The sequence below is a fragment of the Sphingorhabdus sp. M41 genome, assembly GCF_001586275.1.
Classification (GTDB): domain Bacteria; phylum Pseudomonadota; class Alphaproteobacteria; order Sphingomonadales; family Sphingomonadaceae; genus Parasphingorhabdus.
The window spans coordinates 2,930,274-2,944,172 of sequence record NZ_CP014545.1; the positions used below are offsets into that span (position 1 = coordinate 2,930,274).

The 13,899-nt window shown below is 55.2% G+C and carries 15 protein-coding genes and 1 tRNA gene; 7 read left to right on the forward strand and 9 right to left on the reverse strand.

The window, feature by feature from the left end:
* Positions 1-74 precede the first annotated feature (74 nt).
* Both AZE99_RS13950 and AZE99_RS13955 read left to right on the forward strand, forming a co-directional pair.
* Positions 75-1,502 carry a sigma-54-dependent transcriptional regulator gene (locus AZE99_RS13950; protein WP_067202308.1) on the forward strand — a complete coding sequence of 476 codons (1,428 nt, stop codon included), beginning with the start codon at positions 75-77 and terminating at the stop codon, positions 1,500-1,502.
* Between the two features lie 127 nt (positions 1,503-1,629).
* Positions 1,630-2,235, forward strand: a complete 606-nt coding sequence (locus AZE99_RS13955) for a hypothetical protein (protein WP_197460203.1) — start codon at positions 1,630-1,632, stop codon at positions 2,233-2,235.
* A gap of 7 nt (positions 2,236-2,242) precedes the next feature.
* On the opposite strand, the gene AZE99_RS13960 is transcribed toward AZE99_RS13955, so the two are convergent.
* Together AZE99_RS13960 and AZE99_RS13965 are read right to left on the reverse strand one after the other, a co-directional pair.
* On the reverse strand, positions 2,243-3,634 hold the full coding sequence (locus AZE99_RS13960; protein ID WP_067202314.1) for a DEAD/DEAH box helicase: 1,392 nt from the start codon (positions 3,632-3,634) through the stop codon (positions 2,243-2,245).
* Between the two features lie 108 nt (positions 3,635-3,742).
* Positions 3,743-4,243, reverse strand: coding sequence for a hypothetical protein (locus tag AZE99_RS13965; protein ID WP_156472283.1), 501 nt, complete (start codon positions 4,241-4,243; stop codon positions 3,743-3,745).
* A gap of 176 nt (positions 4,244-4,419) precedes the next feature.
* Here AZE99_RS13965 and AZE99_RS13970 point away from each other — a divergent pair, with 176 nt between their 5' ends.
* Both AZE99_RS13970 and AZE99_RS13975 read left to right on the forward strand, forming a co-directional pair.
* Positions 4,420-5,868: an FAD-binding oxidoreductase gene (locus tag AZE99_RS13970; protein ID WP_067202319.1), complete on the forward strand. Its 1,449-nt coding sequence runs from the start codon at positions 4,420-4,422 to the stop codon at positions 5,866-5,868.
* 51 nt (positions 5,869-5,919) lie between these two features.
* Positions 5,920-6,705 carry a SapC family protein gene (locus tag AZE99_RS13975; RefSeq protein WP_067202322.1) on the forward strand — a complete coding sequence of 262 codons (786 nt, stop codon included), beginning with the start codon at positions 5,920-5,922 and terminating at the stop codon, positions 6,703-6,705.
* 224 nt (positions 6,706-6,929) lie between these two features.
* Here AZE99_RS13975 and AZE99_RS13980 read toward each other — a convergent pair whose 3' ends face one another.
* The gene (locus AZE99_RS13980; RefSeq protein ID WP_067202324.1) at positions 6,930-7,781 is read right to left on the reverse strand and encodes an N-formylglutamate amidohydrolase; all 852 of its coding nucleotides are present in this window, start codon (positions 7,779-7,781) and stop codon (positions 6,930-6,932) included.
* 175 nt (positions 7,782-7,956) lie between these two features.
* Between AZE99_RS13980 and AZE99_RS13985 the strand changes: the two genes are divergently transcribed.
* Both AZE99_RS13985 and AZE99_RS13990 read left to right on the forward strand, forming a co-directional pair.
* Positions 7,957-8,334, forward strand: a complete 378-nt coding sequence (locus AZE99_RS13985; RefSeq protein WP_067202333.1) for a response regulator — start codon at positions 7,957-7,959, stop codon at positions 8,332-8,334.
* 43 nt (positions 8,335-8,377) lie between these two features.
* Positions 8,378-8,452, forward strand: a tRNA-Val gene (locus AZE99_RS13990).
* Positions 8,453-8,473: 21 nt separating this feature from the next.
* Here AZE99_RS13990 and AZE99_RS13995 read toward each other — a convergent pair.
* From AZE99_RS13995 to rpmF, 4 genes are all read right to left on the reverse strand, one after another.
* Entirely contained in the window at positions 8,474-9,514 is a 1,041-nt protein-coding gene (locus AZE99_RS13995; protein ID WP_067202336.1) for a helix-turn-helix transcriptional regulator, read from the reverse strand.
* 111 nt (positions 9,515-9,625) lie between these two features.
* Positions 9,626-10,594, reverse strand: coding sequence for a beta-ketoacyl-ACP synthase III (locus AZE99_RS14000; protein ID WP_067202339.1), 969 nt, complete (start codon positions 10,592-10,594; stop codon positions 9,626-9,628).
* Positions 10,591-11,634, reverse strand: a complete 1,044-nt coding sequence (gene plsX, locus AZE99_RS14005; protein ID WP_067202342.1) for a phosphate acyltransferase PlsX — start codon at positions 11,632-11,634, stop codon at positions 10,591-10,593. Before plsX ends, AZE99_RS14000 begins: the two co-directional genes overlap by 4 nt.
* 52 nt (positions 11,635-11,686) lie before the next feature.
* Entirely contained in the window at positions 11,687-11,866 is a 180-nt protein-coding gene (gene rpmF / locus AZE99_RS15995) for a 50S ribosomal protein L32 (RefSeq protein ID WP_082788395.1), read from the reverse strand.
* A 196-nt stretch (positions 11,867-12,062) separates the two neighbouring features.
* Between rpmF and AZE99_RS14010 the strand changes: the two genes are divergently transcribed.
* Positions 12,063-12,455: an MAPEG family protein gene (locus AZE99_RS14010; protein ID WP_067202344.1), complete on the forward strand. Its 393-nt coding sequence runs from the start codon at positions 12,063-12,065 to the stop codon at positions 12,453-12,455.
* Positions 12,456-12,461: 6 nt separating this feature from the next.
* Here AZE99_RS14010 and AZE99_RS14015 read toward each other — a convergent pair whose 3' ends face one another.
* Together AZE99_RS14015 and AZE99_RS14020 are read right to left on the reverse strand one after the other, a co-directional pair.
* A complete protein-coding gene (locus AZE99_RS14015; RefSeq protein ID WP_067202347.1) occupies positions 12,462-13,124 on the reverse strand; it encodes an MBL fold metallo-hydrolase in 663 nt (220 codons plus the stop codon).
* 56 nt (positions 13,125-13,180) lie between these two features.
* Positions 13,181-13,891 carry a S24 family peptidase gene (locus AZE99_RS14020; RefSeq protein ID WP_082788396.1) on the reverse strand — a complete coding sequence of 237 codons (711 nt, stop codon included), beginning with the start codon at positions 13,889-13,891 and terminating at the stop codon, positions 13,181-13,183.
* Between the last annotated feature and the right edge of the window lie 8 nt (positions 13,892-13,899).

A 13,899-nucleotide genomic window follows, 5' to 3' on the forward strand; every position in this document is an offset into this window, starting at 1 on the left:
TTATCCATCCCTTAATCGGCTCTTTACCGGTTGCCGCTATGAAAATGCTTCATTGTGGGACAATCGGGACAAAAATGGCACAAAACGGCACAAAATTACTGCTGCTTATCGATGATGAGCCGGCGCAATGCCGGTTGATTTCGGCACTGGCCTCTCGAGCCGGATTCCGCACCATCTATGCGCGCGACGCGGAAACCGCGATAGCGACGCTCGGCACGCAGGACGGGATGATGCTCGATGCGATCATCCTCGACCATTGGGTGCCGGGTTCGGAAGCCACCGAACTGATCACCGAACTGAAAGCCCGCCGCCCCGCCCTGCCAATCCTGATGCTGACAGCGGTCGGATCGATAGCCGAAGCCGTTGATGCCGTTCGCGCCGGCGCCACCGATTATCTGATCAAGCCAGTTGCCCCCGAACTGATGCTCAAGGCGCTCGACGCCGCGGTCGAATCGTCAAAGGATGACGGGGAACTGCGACCGCTCACCGAAAAAATATCGGCACCGCTCGAATTTGAAGAAATTGTCGGGGCTGCCCCCGCCTTCCGCGCCGCACTGGCAATTGCCGCCAAGGCTGCCCGCGCTCGCGTCCCGGTATTGATCGAAGGCGAAGGCGGGGTTGGCAAGGAAGTCATTGCCGACGCCATTCACGCCGCCAGCCCGCGTTCAAAATTGCCGATGTTGAAGCTGAATTGTGGCGCCATTACCGGAAATCTGCTCGATTCGATCCTTTTCGGTCATGAAAAGGGTGCTTTTACCGGTGCCTTTGACCGCAAGATCGGCCTGCTGCAGCAAGCCGAAGGCGGCACGATTTTCCTCGACGAAATCGACCGAATTCCCCCGGAAACCCAGGTCCGCCTGCTGCGCTTCCTGAAACATGCGGATATCCAGCCGCTTGGCAGCCTGAACAGTTTCCAGCTCGACGTCCGGATCATCGCCGCAACCAATCGCAAGCTTGAACGCGAAGTCGAACAGGATAATTTCCGGGAAGACCTCTATTATCAGATGAACGTCGTGCAGCTGACCATTCCGCCGCTGCGCGACAGGACCGGGGATATTCCGGCACTGGCACGGCATTTCCTTGCCCGCCTCGCGCACCAGCCCGGCCTGCGCAGCCTTGGCATTACCGATGAAGCGCTGAATCTGTTGCGCAGCTATCGCTGGCCCGGCAATGTTCGGCAGCTGCAGAGCGTTCTCTTCAGGGCCGCCGTCATGTGCGACCACAATGCCCTGAGCTGCGACGAATTTCCGCAGATCGCCTCCTTTGTCGCCGAATCCGGGGATGCTGACCCGCATCTGATGAACAGCCCGGAAGGCATTGGCATCACCCTCTATTGCGAAGACGGCAATTTGCGGCCGCTGGAAGATATCGAAGCCGATGTGATCCGTCTCGCCATCGGCCATTATCGCGGCCGGATGACCGAAGTCGCCCGGCGCCTGGGCATCGGGCGCTCGACGCTCTACCGCAAGCTGGCCGATCTGGGCATTGATAACGCAGCATAATTTTTCTGCATTTTGTTGGAATTTGACATTTTCGGCCATTTCCAACAGCCGCGAGTCCAACGCGAATCCGACCCGAATCCAACATCGCCATTGATGTTTCGCCTCGCTGGTCTTAAGTCTGGCTGATATGAAAAACATGCTTCCAAATCTTCCATTCGGTGCCGCCCTGACGCTTGCACTGCTCCTTTCAGCCTGCGGAAAACAGGAAGCGGTCGGCGATGTTCCGTCGAGCGAAGAACTCGCCAAGCAGGCGGATGCCGCGAGTCAGGCAATCCGCGATGAAGCGGCTGCAGCAGATGGCAATGGAGCGAAAGCCGCCATCGACCTGACCAGCATGGAAAGCTATGCCAACGCCTTGCGCGGTTACACGATCATGGTGCCCAGTGGCTGGACGGTTGATCAATCAGCCAGCGATGACAATGGCCGTGTGTTCACCGAAACGGTGAGCGGCACGAAACTGGCCGTCAGCTGGGTGGAAAATCGCGAAGATGCAGCCTGGAGCAAAGCGGTTCAGGCTATCGAAGATGGCAACGAGGCCATGGAAGGCGCACCGGTTGGCAAGAATGAATATCGCGCTTCCGGCGTTTTGACCAATGGCCTCAAATCGGGCCAGCGACTGTTACGCAAGCCCGATGGCACGATGGTACAGGCTGAAGTAACCTATGCCGCTGACCAGTCAAAAACGACTGACCCATTGGCGACAGCGATCCTCGACAGCCTGACTCTCCAATAATAACGCTCTAGCGGTTTAGCTTGGCACCCAGAAAGCTCGGCATCGGGCCATTCCAGCCGTCATCGGCTTCATTGTCGTCCCGAACCACAGGTGGCTTTTTCTCTGGAGCCTTGGCAGCAGGTGCCGGTTTCTTCGGCGCATCGCTCTGCCGCGGCTTCTTCGGCCGGTCATCCTGGCGCGCCCGCTTTGGCGCATCATCCTGTTGCGGAGCCTTCGCCTTTTCAGGTTTCGACGGAGCAGGTTTCCCGGCAGCCTTTTCAGCCGGCTTTCCGCCAGCCTTGGCCTTGCGTTCCTTGCGGACCGCGATTTTCATACCGGTCAGCTTTTCGATACTTTCGACATGCTCGGCATCGCTGCGGGTTATAAATGTAATGGCTACACCGGTTGCACCAGCACGGCCGGTACGACCAATCCGGTGGATATAATCATCCGGATGCCAAGGGATATCGTAATTGATGACGTGACTGACGCCTTTGATATCCAAGCCGCGCGCAGCAACGTCGGAGGCGCATAATATGTTGATTTCACCCGACTTGAACCGGTCCAGTTCCGCCAGACGCGAGCTCTGATCCATATCGCCATGAATCTGCCCGGCATCAAAGCCGTCCTTGCGCAAGCTCTCGCAGAGGTCGCGCACTTCGGTCTTGCGATTGCAGAAGATGATCGCGGTTTCGACGCCTTCATTGTCCAGTATGTCGACGATCAGCTTGCGCTTGGCCTTGGGAGCAACCTCAATCAGGGATTGATCAATCGAGGTATTGGCCGTTGCCGGGCGTGACACCTCGATATATTTGGGATTGTTGAGAAACTGGTCCGACAATTTCTTGATCGGCGGCGGCATCGTCGCCGAAAACAGCATTGTCTGCCGCGTTGCCGGCAATTTCGAACAGATTGATTCGATATCGGGAATGAAGCCCATGTCGAGCATCCGGTCCGCTTCATCGATGACCAGCAATTCGCAGCCCGACATTAAAATCCGTCCGCGATCGAACAGGTCCATCAAACGGCCAGGCGTAGCGATCAAGACATCGACGCCTTTTTCCAACGCCTTGATCTGGTCTCCCATCGAAACACCGCCAATGAGAAGCGCCATGCTGAGATTATGGTTCTTGCCATATTTCTCGAAATTCTCGGCAACTTGTGCCGCCAGTTCGCGGGTCGGCTCGAGAATGAGCGACCGCGGCATCCGCGCACGCGAGCGGCCATGCGCCAATATATCGATCATTGGCAGCACGAAGCTTGCTGTCTTGCCAGTGCCGGTCTGGGCAATGCCGATGATATCTTTCATCATCAATACGGGAGGTATGGCCTGTGCTTGAATCGGCGTCGGTTCGTCATAGCCAGCCTCGGCTATGGATTTCAACAGTTCTTCAGACAGGCCGAGATCGGCAAATTTCATAGTGGTTCCGGAAAAATATAGGATGCACCCTTGCATCCTGTCTTAGCCTCTCGGGCTGTGCCGGGCAATGGTCCCATATCCGGGATTTGTCAAGCTTTCTCGCTTGATCTAGCGATCCGGGACAAGTTCGCGAAACCTTTCGATTTCGCATTTGGCCCCGGTGCGAGAGTGCAGGATATCGCGGCCTGCGCACATCTTGCCATCCCCCGTTTTTTCGACATAGAAACCGGAATAGAAACTACGCGCCTGGCATTTATCCTCGAGCCGGGCCCGGATTCTCTTCCGGTCTTTTGTAACCAGGTCGAGATAGCGATCCGCAAACATCTGCACGCCGAGAATATTGTTCATCGGCAGACATTTGCCGATTTTCTTTTCGCGATAGGTCTGCCGCGAGGCATCCTGGGAAAGATCTGCCATCGGCGCCAGCGGAGTCGGTCGACTGCGGGGCACCCGGATGATCACCCGCTTTTCGATTCGCACCTGTGCAAAGACCAACGGTCGCTCCGAGACAAAGATCATGGCCGAGTCTGCCGACGAAATATCCGCCGGCTGCATCTCGCGCATATCTGGCACAGAGAGCAGCAATATCGCTGTAAGTGACAGGCTCACTATTATCCCTTAACTAACCTTGGTCGTCGTTATATCAGCGTCGATTGAATATTGCATGAACTGAGAATTTTCCATCTATTATCATCGTGAGGCAAATTGCATGTCGCAGGTACCTCATATAGTGGATTTGACGACTGGATAGCGGGTAATTGGCACCATCGCGCAGGAGAAAAAATATGCCAGAAAAGGCAAATTGGCTGGCACAGATGCAATCGGTGGTCGGTGCGAAGGGATTTACCAGCGCAAGCGATGACATGAAACCTTGGCTGACCGATTGGCGCGGCCGCTATACCGGTGCAGCAGCCGCTCTGATCTCGCCGGCGACCACGCAAGAGACGTCGCAAATACTCAAGATTGCAAATCAGCATGCTGTGGCCATCGTTCCGCAAGGCGGCAATAGCGGGATGGTCGGGGGAGCAACCCCTGATACCAGCGGCCAGGCCGTTATCTTATCGCTCCGCCGGATGAATAGCATCCGTTCGATCAGCGCGGACGACCAGTTGGTCGTGTGCGACGCCGGCGTGGTTCTCCAGAATCTGCACGAAGCGCTGGCAGCCGACGGGCAGAGATTCCCGCTGACTCTTGGCGGCAAGGGGTCCGCAACGGTCGGCGGACTCATTTCCACAAATGCCGGAGGCACCCAGGTTCTCCGCCACGGAACGATGCGTTCGCTAGTCGCCGGGATTGAGGCAGTGCTGCCCGACGGCAGTATCTACGATGGGCTCGCAGCGCTAAAAAAAGACAATCGCGGCTATGATCTGAAACAATTATTCGTGGGCGGCGAAGGCACTCTGGGCGTTGTCACAGCCGCGACCCTGAAAACCGTGCCCGCTCTGGTGGACCGCTGCGTCGCATGGGCCGCTGTTGACAGCACAGACGCTGCCTATCAGCTATTCCGATTTCTCAACAAACGGACATCGCAATCGCTGGAAGGTTTTGAAATTGTTCCGGATAGCTGCCTCAAGTCGGTACTGCGCCATATTCCCGACACCCGTTCACCGCTGGAAGGCGCTCATCACTGGCACGTGCTCATTGAAATTGTGCGCGATCAGCCGGATGCGCAAGACCCAGGAGCCGTTACCGAAACGCTGCTCGCCGAGGCCCTGGAACGGGATTTGATCGAAGATGCAACCCTTGCGACCAGCGAACAACAAGCCGAGGATTTCTGGAAAATCCGCGATTCCATTTCCGAAGCGGAGCGCGCCAGCGGCCCGGCCTTGCAGCATGACATCAGCGTCCCGGTGCCTGGAATGGCCAGGTTTATCAACGAAGCTTCACCGATCATCGAAGCAAAATTCCCAGGCACCACAGTGGCCGCATTCGGCCATATGGGAGATGGAAATGTTCATTTTCATGTCAAGGCACCTCCCGGTGCGCATGCAGCAAACTGGATGCGGGATTATAGCAGCCAGATCACACCGCTGGTCCATGATCTGGTCATTGCGGCAGGCGGTTCGATTTCGGCCGAACATGGAATCGGCCAAAACAAGCGCACGGAACTGGAGCGACTGTCCTCCCCCGCGCGACTCTCCCTGTTGCGCGCAATAAAAACTGCGATTGATCCCAAGAACATTATGAACCCGGGCAAACTCGTTCCCCTTGCGTCCGGCCATTCAGGCTCTTAAAGCGCAAGACAACTATTCGGTTTCAACAGTAATATTTCGGAGAATCTGACCATGGCGAGCACGCCGCAAGCACAAGCACTGCCAATGTTCTACAAGGACCTTGTCCCGCTCAATTCCAACGAGCATGCAAAATGGAAAGTCAAAGGACTCGACAATGCGTCCTTCATGCAGTCGCAACACGCCATTCCGATCACCACTGATGAATTCGCCAATGCTGCTCGCAATTACCCGATCGTGTTCTCTGTGGGTGACAATAGCGTTCCCCTGATTCTGATGGGCCTGAACGAAGGCGTGAACACCTTCATGAACGAAGAAGGTCATTTCAGCGAACCCGCCTATGTTCCGGCCTATGTTCGTCGCTATCCCTTCATGCTCGCCAAATTGCGTCCGGATGCAGAAGAACTCTCGCTCTGCTTTGACCCGACGACCGATGCTATCGGCGAATATAAAGACGGAGACGCCCTGTTCGACAAGGATCAGCCGACCGAAACCACAAAGAATATCCTGGATTTCTGTGAACAGTTTGAACAGGCAGGCCAGCGAACCGGTCAGTTTGTCCAGGAGCTCGAAAAAATGGGATTGCTGATGGATGGCGAAGTCTCCATCCAGCAGACCGGCGTTGAAAAACCGTTTGTCTACCGCGGATTCAAGATGGTCAACGAAGAGAAACTGCGTGACATGCGTGGCGACGAACTCCGCAAGATCAACCAAAACGGAATCTTGCCGTTGATCTACGCCCATCTCTTCTCGCTTCAACTGATGCGTGATCTGTTTGCAAGACAGGTAAGTGCAGGCAAGATGCCACAGGTAACCGAAGCACCTTCCGTACAGATTTGACCTTTAACGCCTACCTGCTTCGTCCGACTTGGCTGAAGCGGGTAGGCGTGCCTGATAATTTTTCGGCCTTGGGGACTTGCAACCGATCCTCACAAGGCCCACATCACTGATGTATTGGTCCGTATCCCCCGATCGGATCGATATAGGCGTTCCTTTGGAATGCCACCTCCCTGAACCTTGGCCACCTCGCCGAAATGGCGAGGTGGTTTTTTATTGGGAGACCCTCATTCTGCTGCTTCAAGCAGATGGCTGCCTGACATTTGCTCGGCGAGCATTATGCAGCAATTTCCGATCAATTCCGAAATCGACCGTGTCGCAGCAAGCGGCTCTCGCATATTCTGGTCGAGATATAACGATCGATTCACTTCGAGTTGAAATGCATGGATATTGCGTGCGGGCTTGCCATGCCGCTCCAGAATATAGCCGCCAGAATAAGGGTGGTTTGTCTGAACATGGTAGCCGTGCATCCGGTAATGAACCGCAGCCAGTTCTGCATATCGTGATTCGCAACTCCTTCCGAAGCGGTCTCCGATAACAAAGTCGATTTGCTTGCCGTCCTCGTCAAATACCGATGGCATGCTGTGTAAGTCCAGGAGCAGCGCACATCCATATCTAGCCCGAATGCGATCGAGGAGCTGCTCCACCATTACATGATAGGGCTCGTGATCTAGCTCGATCCGATCAATGACATGCTGATGTTGCCATTTTTCACGCCAAAGATTGCCGACGCCGTGCAGACGACGCGGCAATATCCCCAAACCGCCTCTCACCTTTTTGCTTATCTGTGGTATATGGGCCGGGTCCATTCCATCCACCATATCCGGATCAATTTCCGAACGACTGCGGTTGAGATCCACCCAAGCTCTCGGTTTTCGCGCAACGATTGATGGAAATCCGGTGGATATAGCCGATGCGGCAAGCCGGTCTGCATAACGATCTTCCAATCGAAGCAAATGGGTTGCTGGAACATTCAAATTGTCGAGAAGCTCATCCGGATATTCCCGGCCCGAATGGGGGACGCTGACCAGCAGAGGGAAGTTGAGCGCCGAAACATTGGACAGGGTATAAGTCGCCACTGAGGACGGTGTCTGGGGGGAATGAGAATTGGTCAAAGACGTCCCTCGAAAAGCTCAGCGCTTTCTGTCAAAAAAACCTTGGCCTTCGGGAAAAAATTAACCGGTTTGCACTTACTAGATGCCCTCGGCATAATAGCCCGTCTGTTTTCAGACATATTCAGGAAGGCGCGACAATATGATTCGGATTCTCCTCGCGGAAGATGAACGGGCGATGCGTGAGCATCTTACACGGGCTCTGGAGAAAGCCAACTATGAAGTTGTCGCTGTAGACCGCGGAACCGCAGCAGTACCATTGCTCGACGCGCAAAAATTCGATCTGCTTTTGACCGACATCGTCATGCCGGAGATGGATGGAATCGAGCTGGCACAGCATTGCGCCGCCGTCTGCCCGGAGACCCAGGTCATGTTTATTACCGGCTTTTCCGGCGTAACCTTGCGCGCTGGACAATCTGTTCCGAAGGCAAAAATATTGTCGAAGCCCTTTCATTTGCGGGATCTGGTTCTGGAGGTTGACCGGCTGTTCGAACCAGACTGTATCAGTGACCTGAATTAGGCCTTGCGCCAGCCGAAGCGGCTGGCTAGACGGCCTCCAGCGTGGGCGTATAGCTCAGTGGTAGAGCACTTCGTTGACATCGAAGGGGTCGGGAGTTCAACTCTCTCTACGCCCACCATTTTCCGGCATATTGGAATATTCAGGCCGCAAGGGCCGTGGCCGAGCCAGTGTCCTGGCTTGGTGGATGGCCGTACCAGCTTGTATAGGCACGAGTGAATGCACTCAGTTCGCTATAGCCCAGCTTGGCGGCGATTTCAGAGAGATTCCGGGTGCCCTCCAAAAAATAGAGATGGCAGGTATCCCGCCTGACCTGCTCCAGTAGCTGCCGGTAGGACATGCCTTCGGCTACCAATTTGCGCCGCAATGTTCGTTCCGCCATGCCAAAGGTGATGGCAGCCGCATCAAGGCTGAGCCCGGACTTGTCTAAAAGATATAATAGATATTCGTAAGTCAGTTTCGCGAGATTCTCCCGTTCGAATCGGGCTCGAGCAAAAAAGGCTTCTTGCCTCCGTGTCGCTGAAATAATCGCTGGATTGTAGCGTGATATAGGATTGGCCATAACTAGCCGATGATATTCGAGATAGGTGGACGGTCTATTGAAATAGCAGGGAATCGGCGACTTGGTCGAGCCTCCATCGGGAAACCCCCTGAATCCGTCAGGCCGGGGATGTGCGAAATGTGCCGCCTTGACGGTATTGAAGCGACCATCCGCCAGCAATTCTCCGCAATGATAGACCAGGGCGAAGACGATATGTACGAGATCGGGCGAAACCGCTTTATCCTGATTCCATACCAACCGGTCTCCGGAAGAGAGCGGCATGAGTTTCACGATGGGTTTATCGCCACCCAATCTCTGTTCTGCGACAAGCTGGATTAAAGCTTCGCCAAAACTGGGCTGGAAAAAAGCAGAAAAGCCAAGGTCGGAAAACCCCCGTGGCACCATATTCTGGCCGATCGCAGAATGGATATCCGGCCAGTTGAGTTCTTCCTGCGCCGCAGCGCAAAGACTTGCAATCGATTCGTCACCAAGTTGACAACCGGGATCTCGCAATTGCGATTCGGAACATTGTAAAGCGTTCAAAAGCTGCGGCTTGCGGGCCTGAAGCGCGTGGCAACTGAGATAGGCGCGGTACAGAAACTGAGCCGAGATCTTCAAACTTGTAAATGCCGGATAGTTCATGGCACCAAGCTAGGGGCCGAAATGCGTTCCGCTCAACCGACTTTCGACAAGGATGTAAAATCGGCGACGAAAATGACGATTTTGGTTATTGAGTCGATGAGCGAAGCAGATTCAATATCGAATGACCGACGCGCCCCATGTAAATCCGCCGCCCATCGCTTCGAGAACCAGCAGGTCTCCCGCCTTGATGCGGCCATCTCGTACGGCGGTATCCAGAGCCAGCGGGACAGATGCTGCCGAAGTATTGGCGTGCATGTCGACGGTTTTGATCACCTTCTCCGGAGCCAGATTCAGCTTTTTGGCAGTGGCATCCAATATCCGGGCATTGGCCTGATGCGGGACAACCCAGTCGACATTGTCGATCGATTCGCCAGCTTCATCCAGAACTTCTTTCAAAACCGAAGACAGATTGACGACCGCATGGCGAAAAACCTCGCGACCTTTCATGCGGAGCTTGCCGACCGTCCCTGTAGTGCCGGCGCCGCCGTCTACATATAATAGCTGATTATGCGCGCCATCGGCGTGCAATCGGGTCGCAAGGATACCATTCTCGCCCTGCTCAGCCGCCAGCACAATCGCGCCGGCTCCATCACCGAACAGCACACAGGTTCCGCGGTCTTCCCAGTCGAGTATCCGGCTGAAAGTTTCTGCGCCGATAACCAGCGCATTTTGCACGCTGCCGACACGGATCATACTGTCCGCTACCGAAAGCGCATATAGAAATCCCGAGCAGACCGCAGCGACATCAAAAGCCACGCAACCATTGCTTCCCAATGCATCCTGAACAATGGTGGCGGTTGCGGGAAATGTCTGGTCGGGAGTTGCAGTTGCAACGATGATCAGATCAATATCTGCGCCGCTGATACCAGCCGCTTTCATGGCCTTGTCTGCAGCTTCGATGGCAAGACTGGATGTGGTTTCGTCATCCTCGGCAATATGGCGGAATTTTATGCCGGTGCGCTCAACGATCCATTCGTCGGTGGTATCCACGCGCTTGGCCAGATCGGCATTGGAAACCCGAGTGCGTGGCAGGGCCGAACCGGTGCCCTTTATGACAGAACGTCTGGTGGAGGCGCTCATTTTGCCACCTCTGAGACGGGTGCGGCTTCGCTGATTTTCTTCAAATCTTCACTGATACGTTCAAGAATACTATCCTCGACCAACCGAGCGGCCACTTCAACAGCATTGGCCACGCCTTTTGCATCCGCGCCGCCGTGGCTCTTCACCACCACACCATTCAGACCCAGAAACACGGCGCCGTTGTGATTATTGGGATCGAGTTGATCGCGCAACATTTCCGTGGCCGGCCGGGATATCAGGAAGCCGATTTTGGAACGAAGGCTGCTGAGAAAACTCTGTTTTAGCAGATCGGTGACAAACCGCGCGGTTCCTTCCAGCGCCTTGAGCGCGACATTGCCGGAAAAGCCATCGGTCACGATCACATCGACTTCGCCGGTAGATATCTTGTCGGCTTCGGTGAATCCGAGAAAATTCATATGCAGGCCGGCGGCGCCTTTCAGCGTCGCAGCCGCTTCCTGAATCGTACCCGTGCCCTTGGCCTCTTCGGTCCCGATATTCAGCAGCTTCACCTTGGGGCGATCGAATCCGTGCATGATCCGGCTGTACGCCGCACCCATCACCGCGAACTGCACCAGATTCCGGCTATTGCATTCCGTATTGGCGCCCAGATCGAGCATCACTACATCGGTTTCTTTCATCGTCGGCAGCAGCGCCGACAATGCCGGCCGGTCGATACCCGGCATGGTGCGTAGCGCCAGCTTGGCGATGGCCATCAGGGCGCCGGTATTGCCGGCACTGACAGCAGCGCTGACTTCGCCGGTTTTCACAGCATTTACTGCCATGCCCATGGATGTTGTTTTCGAACCGCGCAGCGCCTGCCCCGGCTTGTCATCGCCGGAAACGACGTCCGGCGCGTGCAATATCTCGGATGCTGCGCTGAGATTGGGATGATCCTTGAGCGCTTCGCGAATCAGCGCTTCATCACCGACGAAAAGAAACTGAAAGCCGGCATGACGGTGGCGCGCGAGTGCTGCGCCTGCAACCATAACACGCGGGCCTTCATCTCCGCCCATCGCATCAATCGCGATTCGCGGCCTCATTCCCACCGGTTATTCCCCTTGATTGCGCGTCAGAAGCCGAAAGACTAGCCGATTAAAGATCGGCGGCCAAGACTTCTCGGCCATTATAATGGCCGCAAGCGCCACATAAATGGTGCGGGCGCTTCAATTCTCCGCAATTCGGGCATTCCTGATAAGCTTCGACTTTCAAAGCATCATGAGACCGACGCATACCGCGTTTTGACGGTGTAGTTTTTCTTTTTGGTACAGCCATTGCTAAGCCTGTTCTATATTTTTAATATCAAATGCCTGCGTCAAAGCCAAACAATCCAGTCTCCGGATTTTGGAGAATCACCTGGTTGGGGTTCAGCAGATTGCACGCGAAGTGGCGCGTATAATGAATTTCCTGTGCGTTGCAAGCATTGTGCTTCTATAGCAGCCCTATAATTTTCACATATTTGGGGGACAAGATGATTTTACCAATAACATTGACCGTGGTGGGCACGGCGGCGTTGATAAATATCTGGCTGATGATCCGCGTGGGACAGGTCAGGACCAGCGAAAAAATAAGTGTCGGTGACGGCGGTAACGAGAAAGTCATCCGCCGCATGCGCGCGCACAGCAATTATATCGAAAGCGCACCATTTGTGCTCCTACTGGTCGCGGCTATCGAATTGGCCAGCGCAACTTCTCCCACTTGGCTGTGGATCCTGAGCGGCCTCTATCTGCTTGGCCGCGTCGCGCACGGGGTTGGCATGGATGATGGCAAATTCGGCAAAGGCCGGACGATCGGTACGATTGTGACGATGCTGGTCCTGCTTGGCCTTGGCGTTTATGCGATTAGCATGCCGTATTGGGTCTGAATTTCTTCAGCGCGCCGCCAGGACATCATCGGCGACAAACGCATTGGTTTTTCGCTCATAGCCGAACTGGCTGGTTGGACCATGCCCCGGAATGAAGGTCACATCATCACCCAGCGGCCAGAGCTTCTGGGTGATGGCGTCGATCAGATCCTGATGATTGCCACGGGGAAAATCGGTGCGACCTATTGACCCCTGAAAAAGGACATCTCCAACCACTGCCAGCTTTGACGGCTGATGGTAGAAAATCACATGACCTGGCGTATGGCCGGGACAGTGGATGACATCGAGCACCAGCTCACCGACGGTGACCTGGTCACCATCCTTCAGCCAGCGATCCGGCTCGAAACTTTTGGCCTTCATGCCAAAACGCGCGCCATCGCCTTCGAGCTGATCGATCCAGAATCGGTCATCCTCGTGCGGACCTTCGATCGGAATACCCAGTTCCTCGGCGAGCATACCCGCTTGACCGCAATGGTCGAGATGGCCGTGAGTCAGGATGATCTTTTCAAGATCAACGCCATGCTCGTCGATCGCCGCTTTGAGCCGTGAAAGATCACCGCCAGGATCGCTGAGAGCGGCCTTGTTGGTTTTGGTGCACCACAGGAGCGTGCAATTCTGCTGAAGCGGGGTAACCGGAATAATCACGGCCTTGAGGGGAGCATCTGTCATGACAGGCTATTTGGCGTCTACGCCGACAAGTTGCAAGCCGCGTATTAGCCGCCCGGTCAAAGCCGCCGTCCCGTCCAGACAACCCGGCCTATGATGTTTACGCTTTCTGCGCTGACATCATCCCAATCCGGATATTGCGGATTGTCGCTGCGGATCGACAGCTTTCCGGACGGTCCCATGGCAACGCGCTTGACCAGCAGCACATCATCCATACGCAGGACATATATGCCGTCGCGTAGCGGCCTGGTTGCGGCACTGTGATCGACCATGATGTCATCGCCATTGCCCAGGGTCGGGTCCATCGAATCGCCATCAACCACAATCAGCGACAGATCGGCAGGATCGGTGCCAAGCCGCCTCAGCCATTTGGGCGCGAAGCCCATCGATTCTGCATATTCATCATCAGCCAATGATCCCGGACCAGCCGAAGCGCCGACCTGCAGTTGCTTGATTCGAAGCAGCCCATCCGTCGTCACGGCACCTGTCCGGCGAGATTCGCGTAGGGCGGGAGCACCAAGCAACCGTTCCTCCACCCCGTAAAATTCTGCCAGCCTGCGCCGATCTTCCTCATCCAGCTTCTTGGGGGAGCCGCGCCGGATATATTGCTGGATATAGGCCGGGTTTTTGCCAAGCATTTTAGAAATCGCGGCAAAATCATGGCCGTTTTTACGGATCAATTCTTCCAGATTGGCGCGCGGGTCTTGGGTCACAATGGCACCGACATAACCAGCTTGGCCGAAATTGGCAATAGGATTTTTCCTAGACATGTAGGAAA